Annotated in this window: 17 protein-coding genes; 14 read left to right on the top strand and 3 right to left on the bottom strand. The window is 62.2% G+C overall.

All coding sequences use genetic code 11. From position 1 onward, the window contains the following. The first annotated feature begins 16 nt into the window (after positions 1-16). From yihA to SALLO_RS15205, 11 genes are all read left to right on the top strand, one after another. Positions 17-607 (top strand): ribosome biogenesis GTP-binding protein YihA/YsxC, encoded by a 591-nt coding sequence (gene yihA, locus SALLO_RS0104515; protein WP_028566901.1) that lies wholly within the window; start codon positions 17-19, stop codon positions 605-607. Then, positions 600-2480 carry an Ig-like domain-containing protein gene (locus SALLO_RS15220; RefSeq protein WP_084696158.1) on the top strand — a complete coding sequence of 627 codons (1881 nt, stop codon included), beginning with the start codon at positions 600-602 and terminating at the stop codon, positions 2478-2480. Before yihA ends, SALLO_RS15220 begins: the two co-directional genes overlap by 8 nt. Continuing rightward, a complete protein-coding gene (locus SALLO_RS0104505) occupies positions 2434-4044 on the top strand; it encodes a bifunctional ADP-dependent NAD(P)H-hydrate dehydratase/NAD(P)H-hydrate epimerase (RefSeq protein ID WP_022835128.1) in 1611 nt (536 codons plus the stop codon). Before SALLO_RS15220 ends, SALLO_RS0104505 begins: the two co-directional genes overlap by 47 nt. Next, positions 4023-4442, top strand: a complete 420-nt coding sequence (locus SALLO_RS18880; protein WP_022835127.1) for a VanZ family protein — start codon at positions 4023-4025, stop codon at positions 4440-4442. The genes SALLO_RS0104505 and SALLO_RS18880 overlap by 22 nt, the downstream gene beginning before the upstream one ends. A 104-nt stretch (positions 4443-4546) precedes the next feature. Next, positions 4547-5209: an energy transducer TonB gene (locus SALLO_RS0104495; RefSeq protein ID WP_022835126.1), complete on the top strand. Its 663-nt coding sequence runs from the start codon at positions 4547-4549 to the stop codon at positions 5207-5209. A gap of 336 nt (positions 5210-5545) precedes the next feature. Further along, complete coding sequence (locus tag SALLO_RS0104490) at positions 5546-6208, top strand: energy transducer TonB (RefSeq protein ID WP_022835125.1); 663 nt, start codon at positions 5546-5548, stop codon at positions 6206-6208. 185 nt (positions 6209-6393) lie between these two features. After that, positions 6394-6777, top strand: a complete 384-nt coding sequence (locus SALLO_RS0104485; protein ID WP_022835124.1) for an HU family DNA-binding protein — start codon at positions 6394-6396, stop codon at positions 6775-6777. Between the two features lie 26 nt (positions 6778-6803). Then, a complete protein-coding gene (ruvX, locus tag SALLO_RS0104480; RefSeq protein WP_022835123.1) occupies positions 6804-7226 on the top strand; it encodes a Holliday junction resolvase RuvX in 423 nt (140 codons plus the stop codon). Positions 7227-7276: 50 nt separating this feature from the next. Next, positions 7277-7945, top strand: coding sequence for a 16S rRNA (cytidine(1402)-2'-O)-methyltransferase (gene rsmI / locus SALLO_RS0104475; protein WP_022835122.1), 669 nt, complete (start codon positions 7277-7279; stop codon positions 7943-7945). Positions 7946-7974: 29 nt separating this feature from the next. Then, positions 7975-8622, top strand: a complete 648-nt coding sequence (locus SALLO_RS15210) for a TlpA family protein disulfide reductase (RefSeq protein ID WP_157621250.1) — start codon at positions 7975-7977, stop codon at positions 8620-8622. Between the two features lie 67 nt (positions 8623-8689). Next, a complete protein-coding gene (locus tag SALLO_RS15205) occupies positions 8690-11614 on the top strand; it encodes a glycosyltransferase family 117 protein (protein WP_022835120.1) in 2925 nt (974 codons plus the stop codon). A 99-nt stretch (positions 11615-11713) separates the two neighbouring features. On the opposite strand, the gene SALLO_RS0104460 is transcribed toward SALLO_RS15205, so the two are convergent. After that, positions 11714-12712, bottom strand: a complete 999-nt coding sequence (locus SALLO_RS0104460) for a sugar phosphate nucleotidyltransferase (protein WP_022835119.1) — start codon at positions 12710-12712, stop codon at positions 11714-11716. 252 nt (positions 12713-12964) lie between these two features. Here SALLO_RS0104460 and SALLO_RS0104455 point away from each other — a divergent pair, with 252 nt between their 5' ends. The 3 genes from SALLO_RS0104455 to SALLO_RS15200 all read left to right on the top strand — a co-directional run bounded on the left by SALLO_RS0104455 (position 12965) and on the right by SALLO_RS15200 (position 17061). Then, entirely contained in the window at positions 12965-13648 is a 684-nt protein-coding gene (locus tag SALLO_RS0104455; RefSeq protein WP_022835118.1) for an OmpA family protein, read from the top strand. Between the two features lie 133 nt (positions 13649-13781). Then, complete coding sequence (locus tag SALLO_RS0104450) at positions 13782-14663, top strand: tetratricopeptide repeat protein (protein WP_169577883.1); 882 nt, start codon at positions 13782-13784, stop codon at positions 14661-14663. A gap of 298 nt (positions 14664-14961) precedes the next feature. Continuing rightward, positions 14962-17061 (top strand): acyl-CoA dehydrogenase family protein, encoded by a 2100-nt coding sequence (locus SALLO_RS15200; RefSeq protein WP_022835116.1) that lies wholly within the window; start codon positions 14962-14964, stop codon positions 17059-17061. A 94-nt stretch (positions 17062-17155) separates the two neighbouring features. Here SALLO_RS15200 and ggt read toward each other — a convergent pair whose 3' ends face one another. Then, complete coding sequence (ggt, locus tag SALLO_RS0104440; protein ID WP_040605987.1) at positions 17156-18907, bottom strand: gamma-glutamyltransferase; 1752 nt, start codon at positions 18905-18907, stop codon at positions 17156-17158. Between the two features lie 105 nt (positions 18908-19012). Beyond that, on the bottom strand, positions 19013-20083 hold the full coding sequence (locus SALLO_RS0104435; RefSeq protein ID WP_022835114.1) for a M42 family metallopeptidase: 1071 nt from the start codon (positions 20081-20083) through the stop codon (positions 19013-19015). Positions 20084-20304: the final 221 nt, after the last annotated feature.

The raw sequence follows: 20304 nt of genomic DNA, 5'->3' as shown, positions 1-20304 counted from the left end.
GATGGCCCGTTTCCTCATGACGATTAACACCGCACGATTTATCATCGGCGCTGCGCAGTGGCAGCAGCTCCCCACCGACGGACGTCCTGAAATGGCGTTCATTGGTCGCTCGAACGTGGGCAAGAGCTCGCTCCTCAACGCGCTTACGGGCCAAAAAAATCTGGCATATACCAGCAAGCGCCCCGGCAAGACGCAGGAGTTCAACTACTTTCTGGTCAACGATCGCTTCTACATGGTCGACGTGCCGGGATACGGCTACGCGCGGGTGTCCAAAAAGAAGCGCAAAGCGTGGGCGGCGTTCATCGAACGCTACCTAACCGAGCGCGTACCGCTGCGTGCGGTGTTTCACCTGATGGACAGCCGGCATCCGTTAACGGATTTAGACCGTGAGCTGATCGACTTCATGCGCGGCGGTCCGGTGCCGTACGTCCTGGCCCTCACCAAGGTGGACAAGTTGTCGGGGAATCAGCGCACCAAGGCCGAGCAGACCGTACGCCGCGCGCTCGATGATGTGGGCCTGGAGGTGCCGCTCGTGCTGACGTCGTCGAAGTCGAAGCGCGGCCATCACGATTTGCGAACTTGGATGGATCGGCTGCTGAATGCGTGACGAGTCGGTGCGAGACGTAACGGCAAGGAGGATGTGGGTGCAGCGGCTCGTGCTTGTGGGCACGGCGCTCGGAATAGCAGTGCTGATGGTGCGCTGCGCCAATCCGGTACCGCCAAGCGGCGGGCCGCGGGATAGAACGCCGCCCCGCATCACGGCGAGCGATCCGGCCCAAGGGGCCGTGAACGTGTCGGGGCGCACCCTCCGCCTAGCGTTCAACGAATATGTCAATCGGTCGTCGCTTCGGGAGGCGCTCACCATCACGCCGTTTGTGCCGGGCGAGCTGGCGTTCTCGTGGGACGCGCGCGAGGTGACCATCACGTTTCCGGAGCCCTTCCGCGATAGCACCACCTACATCGTGGAGCTCAGCACCGACTTTTCGGACGTGCAGGGCGTTTCGCTGGAATCGCCGCTCACCTTTGCGTTTGCCACGGGTGCAAAAATTAACAGCGGCACGCTGGCCGGGCGCGTTGTGGATGGATACTCGGGCGCTCCACAGGCGGGCGTCGACGTGCTCGCCTATGCGCAAACCAGCGCCCCCGCCGCGATGGCCGCGTGGCCCGAGCGTCCCGACTATCAGACGCAAACGGGCGAGGACGGCACCTTTCGGTTCGAATACCTCCGCGAGACGACCTATTACGTGGTGGCGTTGCGCGACAACAATCGCAATCGCCGCCCCGATCCGCTGGAGCCCATGGCGGTGCCGCCGCGCGTGCAGCTACCGGCCGACAGCACGCAGCCGCCGGTGCCGGTGCCCTGGCTCTTGGCCCGCGTAGACACGCTAGCGCCTACGCTGCAGCGCGCGCGCGCCGAGTCGCGAGCGCGCACCGCGTTTGTGTTCAACGAGCCCATGCAGGTTCATCGGGCCACGCTGGATGAGTGGACGCTCATCGACTCGATCGCGCAAGATACCGTTGCCATCCGCGGGGTGTATCAGCAGGCCGAGGCGCCCGCTACGGTCTGGCTTCACACGGCCCGCATGCAAGCCACGCCGCATGTTTTGCGCGTGCCGCGCGGGGGCCTGACCGACACGCTCGGTACGCCTATCGACCGCGAGCGGCTCCGTTTTACAGCGAGCGCCGCGCCGGATACCGTGCGCGGCGCCCTGCAAGCCTTGCTGCCGGAGCCTACATCGACCGATACGCTGGGGTATGGCGCCCTGCCGCCGCGCGCTAGGCCACGGGCGCGGTTCGACCATCCGGTCGATTCGACGGTCGTGCGGCGCGTGGTGTCCGTGCAGGACACGGCCGGAGCAGCGGTGCCCTACCACCTGACGACCGTTGATGGCACCGAGCACGCGCTGCACATCCAGTGGCCGCCCGGTGGGCGTGTGCGCATCGTGGGAAATCCCCGAAATCGCCCCGACACGTTGCAGGTGCGGGTGCGCCGGCTGCCCGCATCCGCGTTGGGCGCGCTCGAAGGCCGCGTGATGGTCGTCGATACGACGTGGACGACCTCTGGTGATAGCACGACCGCGGCTGCTCCACGCCGTGCGGATTCGCTTAACACAGCGTCTGACAAACGGTCGCTCAGGGGCCGCCGCTGGGTGCAGATGGAGCCGACGCGCCCCCAGGTGCCTGTGCGTCCGCGCATGCAGCCGGTCGGATCCGACAGCACATTTCGCTTTGAGCAGCTGCCCGAGGGGGAGTTTTCGTTTCGTGCGTTTTGGGACGTTGATGGCAACAAGCGGTGGAATCCGGGGCGCCTAGCGCCCTATCGCCCGGCAGAGGCCGCGGCCTGGAGCGCACAACCCACGGCCAGTCGGCCGCGTTGGACGAATGTAATCAGCGCGCCGCTTCGTATCGTTACGCTTTCAAGCTCCGCTCTCTATGACACCGTCTACGTTCCCCAACGGACGCCCCCTGCTCACCGCTGAGGCCATGCGCCGCGCCGATGCGCATGCCATTGACACGCTGGGGCTGGGCGGGCGCGTGCTGATGGAAAGCGCGGGCCGCGCGGTTGCGTCCGTTATTGCAAAAAAATACCCGATCACGGACGACACCCGCCTGCTGGTGTGGTGTGGCAAAGGCAACAACGGCGGCGATGGCTTCGTGATTGCGCGGTGCTTGCTCGACCGCGGCGCGCGCGTCCACGTGGTGCACATGGCCGCCCCAAGCGACCAGTCGGAAGACGCGGCCCAGGCCTTTGCAGCGCTCCAGCAGTGGGCGCGTGAGAGTCCGGAGGGGCATCGCCTTGTGGTGGAGCACTACGGCCCCGACACCGTGCCGCGGGTGCTCTCGAATCGCTGGACGCTTCACGTGGATGCGCTGCTGGGCACCGGCCTCACGAGCGACCTGCGGGATCCCATCGACCGCATCGTTGACGCCATCAATCAGGACCCGGCGCCGGCCCTGGCGGTCGACGTGCCGACGGGCTTGAACAGCGACACCGGGGCCCGCATGGGCGATGCGGTGCAGGCCGACACCACGGTTGCGGTTGCGACGCCGAACATTGGGCTGCAGATGGGCGACGGTCCGCTGTGCGCGGGGGCTGTCGCGACGGTCGAGATTGGCATTCCGCCGTATGCTCTGGCGCGCGCCGCGGACGACACCGGGTGTGCGTTTGCGACGACGGATGATGCCGTGCGGCGTTGGCTGCCCGAGCGGCCGCGGCATGCCCACAAGTACAGCGCCGGCATGGCGCTCGTCATTGGCGGGGCGCCCGTGTACAGCGGTGCGCCTACGCTCGCCGCGCGCGCCGCCGCGCGGATCGGGGCCGGCTACGTGCAGTGCGCCGTGCCGCAGTCGGTGCAAGGCGTGGCCAGCACACACCTCCAGACGATTCCCGTGCTCGGGCTTCCCGAGGCGCCGGACGGCGGCGTGCAGCCCGAGGCCGCGCTCGAACAGCTCCACCCAGCGCTCGACAAGGCCGATGGTGTGCTCATCGGCCCGGGCCTGGGGCGGGCCGCCTCCACCCAGCGCTTCGTGCATAAGCTGCTGGAAGGCCTCGAAACGCCGGCCGTGCTCGACGCCGACGCCCTCTATGCCCTGGCGCAGGCCGAGGCATCGCCCCTCGACGATAGCGCGCGCCGCGACTGGCTGCTTACGCCACATGAAGGCGAGCTGCGCCGCCTCGTAGCCGCCGATGCACCGCCTCCCGAAGGCTCACGTGTTGCGCAGACCCAGACGTGGGCCGCGCGATGGGGCGTGCACCTCCTACGCAAAGGCATGCCTAGCATCGTGGCCCCGCCGCACGGGCCGGCCTACGTGGGGAGTACCGGATCGCCCGTGTTGGCGAGCGCGGGCACCGGCGACGTGCTCGCCGGGTGCTGTGTCGGACTCCTGGCGCAGGGGCTGTCGTTGCCGAAAGCCGCTGCCGCCGCGTTGCACATCAGCGGACGAGCCGCCCAGCGATACGCCGCCGCCCACGACGGTCGTGCGCTCGTTGCGGACGACATCATCCACGAACTTCCCCACGCATGGCACACCTCCCAATGCTAACCACACGTCAGTACCGGTGGCTCACCGGCCTTGCAGTGCTTGGTATAGCCGTTGCATGTGCCCTTCCCGCTGAGCGGATCCCAAAATTCTCACCAGTCCTGAGCCTCGATAAAATCGCCCACGTGCTTATGTTCGCGGGCCTCGGGTGGGTGAGCTTGCGTGGATTCGTGCAGGTGAATGTCCCCGAGCAATGGGCTGTTTGGAAGCAAGCGCTCAAGGTGACGGCACTCGGCGTATTGTTTGCCGTGGGTACCGAAGTTTTTCAACACGTCATGCCAATCCGCCGGCGGGGCGACCCGTACGATGCCCTGGCGGATCTTCTGGGGCTTGCCCTCGCCGTTGGGCTTTGGCAGTGGCGGCTTCGTCGCCGCCGAGTCCTTCGCGAAACATCCACATGAGCAAGCAGGTTATCGCTTTACTTCGATGCCTCTTCCGTGTATGTTGCAACGGTGAACTTTGCCGATGTAGCGCTCGTGCCGCTTGAACTAACGACGTACGTGTCATGGCTATTCGTAAAACCGAGGATGCAAACCTGCGCAACGAGTACCCAATCTGGGTGCAAGTGGGTCTTGTGGTTACACTAGCTATCCTCATCACCGCCTTCCGGCTGAACTACCAGACGCAGGGCGACTTCAATGTGCAAATGGAGCAGCAAGAAGTCGTGCAAATGGAAGAGGTGAAGCAGACGAAGCAAAAGATTAAGCCCCCGCCCCCGCCCAAGCCGCCGGTACCGGTGGCCGTGCCCAACGACCAGATCATCAAGGAAAATAAGGTCGACTTTGATGCCTCGCTCGATCTAGGCGAGTCGCTCGATCAGCCGACGCAGCCCCCGCCCCCTCCGCCCAAGAAAGAAAAGGAGGAAGAAATCTTTATGGTGGTGGAGCAACAGCCGAAGCCGGTTGGCGGCATGCAATCCATCTACGAAAACCTTGGCGAGTATCCGGATTTCGCCCGGAAAGCGGGCATTGAAGGACGTGTAATTATCCAATTTATTGTCAACGAGCAAGGCCAAGCGACCAATCTCACGGTGCTGCAGGGCGTGCATCCCCTGCTGAACGAGGCGGCCATGAAGGCCATTCGTGCGACTCGGTTTACGCCCGGAAAGCAGCGTGGACGTGCCGTGAAAGTTCGGATGTCGCTCCCGGTGATGTTCCAGCTCAAGTAATCTGCGAAGGAGCATACTCCAGCTGAATAGAGGAAGCGCGCCGTTCCGGCTATCCGGAGCGGCGCGTTTCTTTGTTTGGGCATGCTGTTCCTACCAGGTGGCGTTCCGATCTCCTACGAAACGCAGTGATTGCGGCCGGGCGACTCGCCTGTTTTGGGAGGCTTGCCGTAGCCGTTGAAAGGGGAAGAAGCAACGTCGCCCGCTGTGCCTCTTCTCGAAACATTCATGTCGTTAGTGTAGTTTTTATCCCGCATCGATAATTCTTCTGAATGTAACGGAACAGTTGAGTGGGTCGATGTAGTGTTCGCAACGGCTTGAATCAACCCCAACGTCCTCATGGCTATTCGAAAAACCGAGGATGCTGATTTGCGCAACGAGTATCCGATCTGGATAGAGGTCGGTCTCGTGGTCACGTTGGGCATCCTCATCACGGCTTTCCGACTGAATTTTCAGCCCCAGGGCGACTTCAAGGTGCAGATGGAGCAGCAAGAAGTCGTAAAGATCGAAGAGGTGCAGCAGACGAAGCAAAAGATGAAGCCCCCGCCCCCGCCCAAGCCGCCGGTGCCGGTGGCCGTGCCCAACGACCAGATCATCAAGGAAAATAAGGTCGACTTTGATGCCTCGCTCGATCTAGGCGAGTCGCTCGATCAGCCGACGCAGCCCCCGCCGCCTCCGCCCAAGAAAGAAGAGGAGGAAGAAATCTTCATGGTGGTGGAGCAGCAGCCGAAGCCGGTTGGTGGCATGCAAGCCATCTACGACAACCTTGGCGAGTATCCGGATTTCGCCCGGAAAGCGGGCATTGAAGGCCGCGTAATTATCCAGTTTGTTGTCAACGAGCAAGGCCAAGCGACCAATCTCACGGTGCTGCAGGGCGTGCATCCGCTGCTGAACGAAGCCGCTATGGACGCCATCCGCAAGACGGAGTTTACGCCTGGAAAGCAGCGTGGGCGTGCCGTGAAAGTTCGGATGTCGCTCCCGGTGATGTTCCAGCTCAAGTAGCGTATGTAAAAGCACATGCTATCCCAATGAGGACGCGCGTCGTTCCGGTCATTCGGGGCGGCGCGTTTCTTCTTTCGGCAAGCGTTGATCTTTGTCGGCGTGTGCCCTTTCTTTACGGTAGTATGGGGCGCGTTTAGAACGCTGCGTGCGGGCCGCTTCGACCGTTGAATGATACCTTGCATTGCATGTCTGATCGACCGGAGACGTTAACGAAGCGCGATGTGGCCCGGCGTGTAGCACAAGAAATGGATGAGCCCATCTACAAAGCCAAGCCATGGGTTTCGGCTGTCATCCAGGTGCTGGGCGACTTGATGATTGAGGCCGATCCGGAGTGCCGCATCGAACTGCGCGACTTTGGCGTATTTGAGGTCAAGAAGACCAAAGCAAAGCCGAAAGCGCGCAACCCACAAACCAACGAGCCGGTATTCATCCACAGTCGCCGCAAGACACACTTTCGCGCGGGCAAGCGCATTCGTGAGGTGCTGCAAACGCCGCTGCACGAGCTGGATTACACCATTCCGGAAGGTAGTGCCGATAAACACTTGGACGATGAGGCGGGCGACGCGTAAGAACCGAAGGCCGAACGGATCACGATATGCTAGACCCTACGCCCCGGGTAGTGGGCATCGACTGCGGAACGAAGCGCGTGGGGATTGCAGTGGCCGACCCGCTGCAGCTCTTTGCGCGTGTTGAAGGAACCTACGCGCCCGATGAGGCCCTTGCGGTGCTTGAGCGCCTGAAGGTAACGGACGGCCTTGAGGCGTTGGTCATTGGATGGCCGCTTACGCTAGCAGGCGAAGAGGGTGCGGCGACGGACGTGGTGGCGGCCTACATTGCGCGTATCCGCGAGCGCCTTCCGGCGGTGCCCATCCACAAACGGGATGAGCGGTTTACCTCTGAACTTGCGAAACAAGCGCTGCAGGAAGCCGGCGTGCGTCAGCCGGGGCGGCGCGACAAGGGCCGTGTAGACGCAGCCGCCGCTGCAATCATCCTGCAGGACTACCTGGACGCGGGGTAGCGGTTGAAGCGTGGCCCCCTTTGTTGCTTTCCGATAATCCTCTGCTGTGTGTGCTCTACCTCGTTCCAACGCCTATTGGGAATCTTGAAGACATCACCTACCGCGCGGTGCGCACATTAAAAGAGGCCGATTGGATTGCATGCGAGGATACGCGCACCTCGGGCGTTTTGCTGCAGCACTACGATATTGACACGCCCACGACGAGCTATCACGACCACAACGCCCGCGAGAAGACGCCGCAGCTGGTGGCGCGATTGCGCGCTGGGCATACCATCGCGCTCATCACTGATGCTGGCACGCCGGGGATCTCGGACCCCGGCTTTTATCTTGTGCGGGCGTGCCGCGAAGCGGGCCTCGACGTTACGCCGTTGCCCGGTGCTACGGCCTTCGTTCCGGCGCTGGTTGCTAGCGGGCTGCCCACCGATCGGTTTGTCTTTGAGGGATTTCTGCCGCGAAAGAAAGGCCGCCAGACGCGGCTAAAAACGCTGGCGCGCGAGCCGCGGACGCTGGTGCTGTACGAGTCGCCCTACCGGATGGTAAAAACCCTGGACGACTTGATGGCTCATTTTGGCTCCGATCGCCAAGCGAGCTTCGGGCGGGAGCTCACCAAGGCCTATGAAGAGATGCGCCATGGAACGCTGCAAGAACTGCGCTCGTACCTTGCGGCGCAGTCAAAAGTGCGAGGCGAGTTTGTGCTCGTCGTGCACGGCGATTCGTGAACGCTTGCTCGACACGACCCTCACCCATCATGCGATTTTTGCTTGCCTGCGCATGGTTCGTATGGCTCACCGTTCCCGTGCACGCCCAGTCGGCGGCCGACGACGAAACGTGTGTTGCCGAAGCCTGGGAGGCAGCGCCCACCGCAGCGGTTGACACTGCGGCTACCTCTGCAGCAGCACCTACACCAACCACAACTGAATCCGTGGCGCTAAACGATTCCCGCCCGGCCTTGTCTGCCAATGCAGCTACAGCGGCCGAGCAAGCCGTGCAACAGCAAATTCGGCAGGACGGCGTGCACGTGGTGCACTTCTGGGCGCCCTGGTGTGGCAACTCGCTCCGTGAGCTGAAAAGCGGTTGGGCCGATCTGGTGGAAGCACACCCCAACGTCACGTTTACGTTTGTGACCGTCTGGAATAACGGACAGTCCGGCGCCGACACCCTCGCCGCCCACAACATTCCGGGGCGCGTGACCGAACGCACGCTCGCCGATCTTGGGCCCAACAGCATCACCACCAACGAACATCGCCGCCGCCAGTTCTTGGGGCTTCCGGTCACCTGGATTCCCACCACCTGGATCTTTCATAACAACGGCGAGCTCGCGTTTGCACTGAACTACGGCGAGCTGCCGATGGACACCCTGGCGCGCCTGATTGGCATGACGCAGCAGGAATGGTAGCATGTAACACTTCGCTCCCCGCGGGCGGATTCGACTCTGTCTCTACTGGTTGCATCAATCGTTGCGAATGAACTGGAAAACGACTGATCGCATTGTCGCTGCCTGCGTTACGCTGTGGGCGCTTGTGCTGTATGGCCTGACGGTGGCGCCCACCGTTTCGTTTTGGGATGCGGGCGAGTTTATCGCCAGTGTCTACAAGCTGCAGGTCATGCACCCGCCCGGGGCGCCGTTCTACATGCTCGTGGGGCGGCTTTTTGCTATGCTGGCGCCTTCCAAGGAAACCGTGGCCCTCGCGGTTAACCTGATCTCGGTGCTGTCGAGCGTGGGCACCGTGGCGCTTACGCATCTTATCATTGTGCGCCTCGTGCGCCGGTGGCAAGGCGAGCCGTCCGACTGGTCGGCTGGGGATCTCTTTACGGCGCGCACGGCTGGCGTCGTAGGGGCGCTCACCTATGCAGCTACCGATTCCTTTTGGTTCAACGCCGTAGAGGCCGAGGTGTACGCCTTCTCGATGTTTTTTACGGCCCTGGTGGTGTGGCTGACCTTGCGGTGGAGCGAAGCCGCGCGGGCCGAAGAGCGAATGCTGTCGGGCGGGGCACAGGTCTCGTCGCTGGATGCCAACCGCTACCTCATCGTGATTGCGTACCTCTTTGGATTGGCCATTGGGGTGCACCTGCTCAACCTGCTGACGTTCTTCTTCGTCGCGCTCATTGTCTTCTTTACCGAGTTCGACCAATCGTCGTGGAGCACTGCGCAGCGCTGGAAAGGCATTGTGCTAACAGGCGTCCTTTCCGCGGGGCTGTTCTTCTTGGTGTATCCGGGTATCATCTTGGGCTTGCCGGGCCTTTTGGGGAGCACGGGGGCGCCCTTTCTCACGATCGCCGTGATCGCGGCCGTGGTGGGGTACGGCGTCTATTACACCCATAAGCAGAAAATGGCGCTCGGGAATCTTGCCTTCATGGCGCTTACGGTCATTCTGATTGGGTATTCCTCGTACGCTCTCATCTTCATCCGCAGCCAAACGGAGCCCAACATTGACCTGAACGACCCCGACACCGCCGCCCGCTTTGTGTCGTACCTCGAGCGCGAGCAGTACGGGAGCACCCCGCTGCTTCAGGGCACTACCTTCGATGACGCCACCGGCCAGGTGCCCGCGCAAGGCAACGAGACCTGGTTTCCGCGGCGCTACTCGCCGCAGCCCATGCACTGGCGGGTGTACCAACGCTACGACTCGGACCTGGAGTTCTTCCTGAAGTACCAGATTGGGCACATGTACGTGCGGTACTTCCTGTGGAATTTCGCGGGCCGCGCGAGCGACAAAAAAGACGCCCCCGCAATGACCGGGCTGTCGTTTATCGATCCGGCATCGCTCACTGACGACTACCTTGGCACGCCAAGCGAGAAGTCGAGCCGCAACGTGTACTTTGCCCTGCCGCTCTTGCTTGGGTTGTTTGGGGCCTTCTACCATTTCAATGAAGACTGGCGCCGTGCCTTTGCTGTGTTCATACTGTTCTTTGTAACAGGTATCGGCATCATCATCTACTTAAACCAGACGCCGATGCAGCCGCGCGAACGCGACTACTCGTACGTGGCGAGCTTCTTTGCATTCAGCTTGTGGGTGGGGATTGGAGCGGCCGGCCTCTTGCAGATGGCCCGTGAGGCCCTCGCGCAGCAGGCCGCCACGCTCCGGCGCATAGGCCTGTGGGGTGTAGCCGCGCTTGTACTTTTCGCTGTACCGGGCTGGATGACCTACCAGAATTACGACGATCACGACCGCTCGGGCAACTACGTGGCGCACGATTACGCCTACAACATGCTGCAGAGCCTTGAGGAGGACGCCATCCTGTTTACGAATGGCGACAATGACACGTACCCCTTGTGGTACTTGCAGGAAGTGGAGGGCGTGCGTACCGATGTGCGCGTCGTGAACCTTTCGCTTCTGAATACCTCGTGGTACGTGAAGCAGCTCAAGAACGAGCCGCTCTATGCCTCCGAGCCGCTGCCCATTTCGATGACGAATCAGCAGATTGAGCAGCTGCGGCCGCAGGCGTTTCAGCCGCGTACGATGAGACTGCCGGTGCCGGGCGGCTCCTTTGCGAAGGCGACGCTCCGCGCCTACACCTCCGACTCGATGCGCGTGCAGCGGCCCATGCAATGGACGCTGAAGGGCCGGCCGCTCGATCAGCAGTACAACATGCTGCGCGCGGCCGACGTGGCGGCCTACAACATCCTGCGGACCAACGCGGCCAACGGGTGGAAGCGGCCCATCTACTTTGCCGTCACCGTAAGTCCAAGCGGCCAGCTCGACCTGCAAAACTACTTCCACCTAGAGGGGCAAGCGTACCGCGTGATGCCCATCAAACACAGCCAGCGGCTGGGGCGTGTGGTGCCAGGGGTTACCGAGCAGGCCATGGAAGGCTTCCGCTTTACCAACCTGCGCGACTCGACGGTGTACTTCAATGAGAACGCTCGCCGCCTGCTTGACGGCTACCGGTTGTACGTGAGCCAGGCCACCGAGCGACTCGCGGCCAAAGGCTACGCCACCCGTGCCGACTCGCTCTTATCCGATTTTGTGTACGAGATGCCATTCGGCACGGTGGCCGCGTCCATGCAAACGTATCTGCTTACGGCGCGCGCCTTCGAGTCGGTGCAGAACTACCAGATGATGGCCCAGGTGATGCAGCAGGCCGAGCCTGTCGTCTTCTACGAGCTTCGCAACGCCAACGACCGTCGGAGCTTCAGCTATGCCCTGCAATACGCGAGCATGGTGCGCCTTGCGTACCAGAGCGCGGGGAAGCAAGACGCCCTGCAGCGCTTCGATAAGCGCCTGAACGCGCTGCTAGCCGAGGCCCCTTACCGCGTACCGCCCGAGGTGCGTCAGGCGTACGGGCTGTCAACGGGCGACAGCAGCATGGCCGCGCCGTTTGGCGGCCCGCCGCCCGCCGGTGGATCAGGCGCTGCGGCCCCGCTGCCGCCTGCACCACAGCAATAGTGCGGCCCCGGGCGTATCCATCCCACAAAGCGCGCTGACCGCTTCAAACGGCCAGCGCGCTTTGGTATGGCATTTCCGGTGGACGGGCGCAACCGTTGGCTAGCCCACAGACGAGTGGTCGCCGATATTCACGCGTCCGGTGGTGTTCTTGGCCGTGGCATGGCGCCCCACGATGGAGTCATGCAGCACGGCGTTTTCAACACGCCCTTTCCGGAAGACGATGCTGTCCTGCACGATGCTGTCTTTGATGGTGGCACCTGCCTCCACAGAAACGTTGGGCCCCACAACGGCGCCATCGATGGTTGCGCCCGGCCCGATGTATACCGGGTCGTGGATGATGCTATTGTGCACCGTGCCCTGGTGCAGGTCGTCGGTCTCACGCTCTAGGATGCGCCCGGTGGTTTCAAGCAGCGCCGGGATCGTGCCGCAATCCATCCAGGCATCGACCGAAGCCGTGTGAAAGACCTTCCCGTCTTGCAGCAGGCGGTCGAAGGCATCGGTGAGTTGGAACTCGTCGCCTTTGCCGCGCACGTCGTGGTCGATAAGGTATTGAATTTCGCGCTGCAGGCCCGACAGGTCGTTCACGTAGTAGATGCCAATGATGGCTTCGTTGGAGATGGGCTCGTCGGGCTTCTCCACGAGGCGAACCACTTCTTCGCCCTCGCGCACGGCCACACCAAACCGGCTGGGGTCCTCCACGTGCTTCACCCACACCACCACGTCGGCCGCGCCGAGCGACACGTCGTCGGTAATGCCAAAGAGGGTGTCGGCAAACACCACGATGCCCTCGCCGCTCAGGTGGTCGCCTGCGCAGCCCACCGCGTGGGCCGTACCTAGGGCCTCCTTCTGAACAGCAAAATGGGCGGACATGTCGCGGGCCTCGCAAATCTGCGTGAGCTGGTCGCGGATCTCTTGGCCAAAGTCGGGGCCAAGGACGAACACGCCCTCGTCGGGCGGACTGGGCAGCACCTCGGCAAATGTATCCACGATGCGCTCAACGATGGAGCGCCCCTTGACCTTGAGAAGCGGTTTGGGCGTCACGTGCGAGTGTGGGCGCACGCGCGTGCCGCGGCCCGCCATGGGAACGATAAGCTTCATAAATGTCGGAACAGGATAAAAACAAGTAGACGGATGCTCTCGATAGAATAGGGCACAAACCGGGCGATTGTCAATCCCGAGCCGATCTGTCGCCAATGGACGGACAAGGTGGCAGGTCGTCCACAAAAGTAAACACCTGAGAGCGTGAACCGCACACCAAATCTCCACATGCAACCCGTTCGGCGCTTGGCACGTGCATTGTTCAGGATACAGGTAGAGTCTCGCATTCCTTCCTTTCGCGCACAGACCTTTATGGAAACGCTTCGTGTTAGACGATTTTCGGTTACGGCCCTTCTGGCGCTCGGATTGCTCCTGAGCGGATGCAAGAGTTTGAGCAACACCGAAAAAGGAGCGATCATTGGATCGGGCGGAGGAGCCGCTGCAGGTGCAGCTATTGGCAAAGCCACCGGCGACAACGCAGCCGAGGGTGCTATCATTGGGGCCATTGTGGGCGGCGCTGCAGGCGCTATCATTGGCAATCGAATGGATAGGAAGGCCGAAGAGCTTGATCAGAAGCTTGCAGATGCCAAAGTAGAGCGCGTTGGCGAAGGCATTAAGGTAACCTTTGATAGCGGTATTCTGTTCGACCTGAACTCGGCCGCCCTGCGCCCCGAAGCCCGCGAGAACCTGCGGAAGTTGCAGCAGAGCCTGAGCGATTTCCCCGAGACCGAGCTGCTGGTGGTGGGCCATACCGACGCCACCGGCCCGGCATCGTACAACCAAACGCTCTCGGAGCGCCGCGCGCAGTCCGCAGCCGAGTATTTGATGTCGCTGGGCATCGACCCCGGCCGCATCAACACCATGGGCAAGGGCGAGAGCCAGCCTGTGGCAACGAACGAGACCGCAGCGGGGCGCCAGCAGAACCGGCGCGTCGAGATTGCGATTTATGCGAGCGAGGAATATAGAGAAGAGGTGAAGCAGCGTGTAAGCAACTAGCCCCTGTCGTTGCAAACGAAACATGAAACGGCGCAAGGGGCTATGTGGTGCAGGAAACATTCCCGCAACACTCCATGCGCCGGTCACGGCACCAACCCATAAGTCTGTACCCAAACTGATGAATAATCAAACCATGCAGCATCGTACGACGGCCTCTTGGGGCCACGTTCTTCTTGCCAGCGTCTTCTTTCTGTTTGCCGCAAGCGTACCGGCGTTCGGGCAAGGCAGCTCGGCCAACAGCAGCCAGCTGAAGCAAAACCTGAAGGCGGCCTACGCGGAGGGGGCCAAACTGGCGAACCAAGGTAATTTTGAACAGGCGGTCCCTAAGTTTGAGCAGGCCCTCGAAATTGCGCGGCAGCTCGACCTGGGCGCTGGCATCCAGAATAAGATCCAGGGCTACTTGGTCACGTCGCTGAAGAACGTGGGCAACAGCGCCATCCAGGCAAAGAATTATGCGAAGGCCTTGGGCGCGTTCAAGCAGGGGGCTTCGTACGAGACGCAGGACGCCTACATGCACTACGGCAAAGGCCTTGCGCTTGTCAATATGGACAGCACACAGGCGGCGATGCAGGCCCTCTCGAAAGCCGTAGAGGTGGGCGAGCAAACCGGCAATCAGCGGGTGGCCGGCCTGGCGCTGGATCGCATCCGTGGCGAGTTCGTCGCGCGTGCTTCGAAAGCGCTGAGCGCAGCAAACCCGACCATAGCAAACGCCGACACCGCCCTAGCGGCGCTGGATGCCATGCGCACATATGCCGATCCCAACGCACAGGCATACTTTTACCGCGCGACGGCGTACTATGTGAAGGGCCAGTACCAAGAGGCCATTGCCGCTGCTAATCAGGGACTGGAGCTGCATCAAGGCAGCCGGTCGGACGCAGCGAAGTACCACTTTGTCATCGGCGAATCGCAGCTCAAGCTGGGCAAGAAGGAGCCGGCCTGCCAGCAATTTGAACAAGCCGCCGTTGGGGATTACCGTGCCCGGGCGCAGCATTACCTGGAGAACACCTGCAAGTAGGGGCGCATCGGCTTGAAAGAACGCCGTTGGCGTGAGGGCCTGTCCTGGTTAAAACGGGGCAGGCCTTTTTGTGTGGGGGGCTGCCGGTGTATGCGCTGCATAGGCGAGTGGGCGCCGAGGCGAAGAACGATTGAGAACCCTCATCGGCACGCGTCCAGAGGAACCGCAAAGGGCCTTAACGTTACCATTTGCTACAATCTCCTGGAAGCACTTCCATACTGCCTCAGGGGTTGTGTGCGCTGCAAAGGCACCTGTAGGTGCTTGCTTCACCATGGATTGTCACGAATGAGGATTTATTATGCCGAGCAAAGGGCTAAGCAACATCAAGGGCGTCTCGAAGGCCGATCAGGAAATGATCGAGAACATTGAGACGATGATGGGGCCAGAGCCGGAAGACATGGGCCTGGTCAAAAATATGTTCTGGGGCCGCTTCCGCGAGGATCTGGCATTTCCGTACCCCCATGAAAGCGCCGAGGAGCGCGAAACGTGCGATGCGCTGCTAGAAGAATTGGAAGCGTATCTGGAGAATGAGCATCCGCGCGTTGAGATTGACCAAGAGCAGTACATCCCGGAGTGGGTCATTGAGCGCCTGTTTGAGATGGGCGTGATGGGGATGATTATCCCTGAGGAGTACGGCGGCCTGGGTCTTGGCGTTACGAGCTACAACCGCGTGCTGGAGCTCATTGGCCGGTACTGCGCCTCGACGGCCGTGATGGTGTCGGCGCATCAGTCGATTGGCTGCAAGGCGCTGGTCATGTTTGGCAACGAGGAGCAGAAGAGCGACTACCTGCACATGGTCGCCCGCGAAAAGCTCTCGGCCTTTTGCCTCTCCGAGCCCAACGTCGGCAGCGATGCCGCCGGGCAGGAGTCGTTCTCGGTTAAGACCGAAGACGGGTACTACGTGCTCAACGGCGAGAAGAAATGGTCGACCTCGGGCGCCTTGGCGGGGCTGATGACCGTGATGTGCAAGAACATGGTGCGCGACCCAGAATCTGGGGAGCTAGTGCAGAAGGGCGTGAATGCGCTCATCGTGACGCCCGACATGGACGGCGTGGAGGTCTTTGAAAACAACCGGGCCAAAACAGGCATCCGTGGCACGTGGCAGGCGCGCTTTCGCTTCAACGACGTAAAGGTGCCGGAGGAGAATCTGCTACACAAAGAAGGTGCGGGGTTGAAGGTAGCCCTCAACTGCCTGAACTACGGCCGTTGCACCCTCAGCGCCGGCGTTACGGGCGCCGCGAAGGCCGCGATGGACCAGGGCATCAAGTGGGCCCAAACGCGCTACCAGTTCAAGCGCCCGCTGGCCGACTTTGAGCTCGTACAGGAAAAGATTGCGCAGATGTCGGCGCTGACTTATGCCATGGACGCCATGCTCTACATGATGACGGGCATGCTGGACCGCGGCGACGAAGACATCATGGTGGAGACGGCCATCTGTAAGGTGTTTTGCTCCCACTACGGCTGGGAGGTCATCGATGACGTCCTGCAGGTGATGGGCGGCGAAGGCTACATGGAGGAGCTTGAGCTGGAGCGTGCGTGGCGCGATAACCGCATTCACGCCATTGTGGAGGGTTCGAACGAGGTCATGCAGTCGTTCATCTTTGCCTATGGCGGCAAGCAGCTGGCCGAGCAGATGATTAGCGTGCAGGACGCCCTCCTATGGGACACCGACGAGTCGATTGGGCAAAACCTCTCGCGCATTGCGCGGGCGGCGACCAATCCGACCGTGCTGAGCAAAGCCATCCCGCTGGGGGCGCAGCTGTTTGCCGGCCTCAAGCCCGCCCCGCCGCAGATCCGGAGCGTGCACCCCGCGCTGCAGCCGCAAGCCGACCAGCTCGCGCGGCTCATCCAGAAGCACTCGCACTACTTCAAGCTCGCGAGCAAGTGGGAACGCGAGAAGATCGTGGAGCATCAGGCGCAGCAAGCCCGTGTGGCTGACAACGCCATCTACCTCCATGCGCTGACCGCGTCGCTATCGAAGATGGACGACCAGCTGCGGAACGGCGAGTACGGCCCCGCCTTCGAGCGCGACCGTGCGGCGTTCGAGTACCTGTTCGATTGGTTCGAGAACAAGATCCATCAGAACTGCGGCGCAATGCGGCGCAACGCCGACGATGCGATGCGCACGGCGGCCGAAGCGGCACGCCGGTACAACGACACGCTGCCGGACGAAGACTTCTACATCCACGAAGGGAGTCCGCTAGGACGCGATGCTGGCAAGACGACGCCCACGGAGTTCATCAAACAGTTCCCGGGCGAGGGCACCGATCCGCGCACGCTTGACCGCGCGCCGGGCGAGACGGCCGACCTCGACGTTGAAGCGTTAGAGGAGCAAGCGGCCGGCGGCGACGGCGCCCGCGAAGAACCGAAGCCGGCTGCCGAAGACGGCGTCGCCTAAGCGCCTATTCCACAGCACATACACAACAGAAACGCCCGGCCCCTCGAAAAGAGGCCGGGCGTTTGTTGTTGGCTACGAAACGTCAGCGCATCGCCTAATAGCCAATCGCCGCGCCGTCTTTGCGCATCTCGGAGGCCCCCCAAAACGTCTGATGTACGGGGTCCCACTGGATGGCCTGGTAGCCGCCGTAGCTGCCGGTTGACACGCGCACCTCGTGGCCGCGGCTGCGCAGGTCGTCGATAATCTGAAAGGGCACGCCACTCTCCACGGTCAGCGTCCCGCCATCATCCATCGTGCCGCCGGTGGGCTGGCTGCTGCCGTAGTGCCGGTAGCGGGCCGCATCGCCGGCCTCCTGCACGTTCATCCCAAAGTCGATCATGTTGCTGATGATCTGTACATGGCCCTGCGGTTGCATGGCGCCGCCCATCACGCCAAAGCTGAGAAACGGCGCGCCGTCTTTCATGACGAAGGCGGGAATGATGGTGTGAAAGGGCCGCTTGCCCGGGGCGTACACGTTGGGATGGCCTTTCTCGAACGTAAAGAGTGCGCCGCGGTCCTGCAGCATAAAGCCCAGCCCGTCAGGCACGAGGCCACTGCCCATGCCGGCATAATTGCTTTGGATGAGCGACACCATCATGCCGGTCGAGTCGGCCACGGTCAGGTAAATCGTATCGCCCGACTGCAGACGCTGTAGCATGGCCGGATCGCCGTGTTTGGGACGCTCCATGTCGTCGGTCATGGAGATGAGCGCGCGGCGCTTGGCCGCGTACTCCTCGGAGATGAGCGCTTGCACGGGAATGTCGGCAAACGCGGGATCGGCGTAGAAGCGGGCCCGGTCCTCGAAGGCCAGCTTCTTGGCCTCCGTCATCACATGCAGGTAGTCGGCCGAGTTGTGGCCCATCGCCTGTAGATCGTAGCCCTCAAGGATTTGGAGCATCTGCAGCGCTGCAATGCCCTGTCCGTTGGGCGGCAGCTCGTACACGTCGTAGCCCCGGTAGTTGACGGACACCGGCTGCACCCAGTTGGCGGTGTGTTCTTGGAAGTCCTTCAGGCGCAAGTGGCCGCCGATGCGCTTCATGTACGCGTCGATGGTTTGAGCGATTTCGCCTTTGTAGAAGGCCGAGCGACCCTCTTCAGCGATCAGCGCGTAGGTGTCGGCGAGGTCGGGGTTGCGGAAGATCTCGCCCTGATTCGGCGCGCGCATCGTGTCGCCGTCGGCGATGAGGTAGGTCGAGCGCCAGTTATCATCAATGGATTCGGCGGAAGCAAACGCGTCGGTGTTGGCTTCCCAGTAGTACGCGATGAGCTGCGAGACGGGAAAGCCGTTGCGGGCATACCGGATGGCCGGAGCCAAATTCTCTTCCATCGAGAGGGAGCCGAAGCGCTCGTGCAGCTTGAACCAGCCGCTCACCGTTCCTGGCACGCTAACGGGCAGCGGGCCCAGCAGCGGGATGCGCTCACGATCGCCCAGTTCGTTTTTCATCTCATCGTAGCTGAGGCCCAGCGGCGACCGCCCGCTCGCGTTCAGGCCGTACAGCGAGTCGGTGGCGGGGTCATACACGATCGCAAAGAGGTCGCCGCCGATGCCCGAGCCCACAGGCTCTACGAGGCCAAGCATGGCGTTGGCAGCAATGGCCGCGTCCACGGCGCTGCCGCCCTGCTGCAAGACGTTGATGGCAACCTGCGAGGCGAGCGGTTGGCTGGTGGCGGCCATGCCGTGCTCGGCAATCACCGGACTACGAGTGGCAATTTGGCGCCCTACAATGCGGTCGCCGCCCTGTTGTGCGTGCGCGGGCATGGCGAGACAGAGGAGCACAAGGGCGCTCCACAAAGAAAAGCGTTGCATGATGGATTGGCGGTTGGTGGCGAGTACAGTACACACAAACATAACGCGGCGGCCGGTGCAAATGCACACCCGCCGCCGCGCGTTACAGCACTATCATGTGGACTGTTACAAACCGCTATCGAAGGTGTCGGTAGGCGTAAGAGCGCGTGCAAAAGCCGTGAGAAGATCGATGCACCGGTCGATGTCTTCCGTGTCCACCACCTCAACGGTGGAGTGCATGTACCGCAGCGGAACGGACACGAGCGCGCTGGGCACGCCGGCGCGTACCCGAAAGATGCTGTCGGTGTCGGTGCCGGTGCGGCGTGAGGACGGCTCATGTTGCAGCGGAATATCGGCCGCTTCGGCGGCGGCAATCAAGCGTTGCACCACCTGCGGGTGGTTGCTGGTGCCGTGCGTAACGGTAGGCCCCTCGCCCATCTTAATTTGGCCATGCTCAGTTTCGCTGATGCCGGGCGAGTCGGTCGCGTGGGTGACGTCGAAGGCCACGGCCACATCAGGCTGCAGGCGATGCGTGATCATCTTGGCGCCGTGCCCGCCAATCTCCTCTTGCACCGAGTTGGCCGCCGTCACCGTCCACGCCGCCCGCTCCTCATGCAGCCGCTTCAGCACCTGCGCAATGATGAAGCCGCCCAGCCGGTTGTCGATGGCGCGCGCGGTGATGCGCGTATCGGTAAGCATGGTGGGCGACACGTCGAACACCATGGGGTGGCCCACCCGCAGGCCGCGCGCGGCAACCGCTTCCGCCGAGTCCGCCCCGATGTCGATAAACAGCTCGTGGACCTCCGGAATTGACGTGTCGTCACGATCGCGCAGGTGGATGGCCGTATTCCCCACCACCCCGGTAACTGCGCCCTCATCGCCCAAGATGCGCACGCGCTGGCCACGCGCAATGGCCCGGTCGGAGCCGCCAATGCGGTTGACGTACAGCATGCCCTCGTCGGTGATGTGGCGCACCATAAACCCGATCTCGTCCACGTGGGCATCAAGCATCAGGTGCGGCGCCTCCGGGGCGCTGCCGTTCACCGTTGCCCACGCCGTGCCATAGGCATCCGTCTCCACCGTATCGGCATGCGGGCGCAGGTAGTCGGTCCATACGCGCTGGCCGGCGGTCTCGAAGCCGGTGGGGCTTGGGGTGTCGAGTAATGCAAAGAAAAAATCGCGAGCGGAGTCTGTCATGAATCGAAGGGGCTTGGTGAAAACCGTTGGTGCGAACGCCTGTACCCGAGGATCCGGCGAATCGTTGCAGCGCGCACGCGATGGCCGCGCAAACAGTCGTAACCTTGCTGTAAGTGTTTCCCACGGAAAAGCGCAGGTCCTTGGATCCTCGTGCGGGCTTTGTATATTAAGCATCCTACAGTGCTGCAGGATCTATACGTGTGTCGCACGCCGCTACGGCT

Source organism: Salisaeta longa DSM 21114 (assembly GCF_000419585.1).
Classification (GTDB): Bacteria; Bacteroidota; Rhodothermia; order Rhodothermales; family Salinibacteraceae; genus Salisaeta; species Salisaeta longa.
Note: the sequence above shows the minus strand (reverse complement) of the source record. Positions and strands in the feature narration are given on the sequence as shown.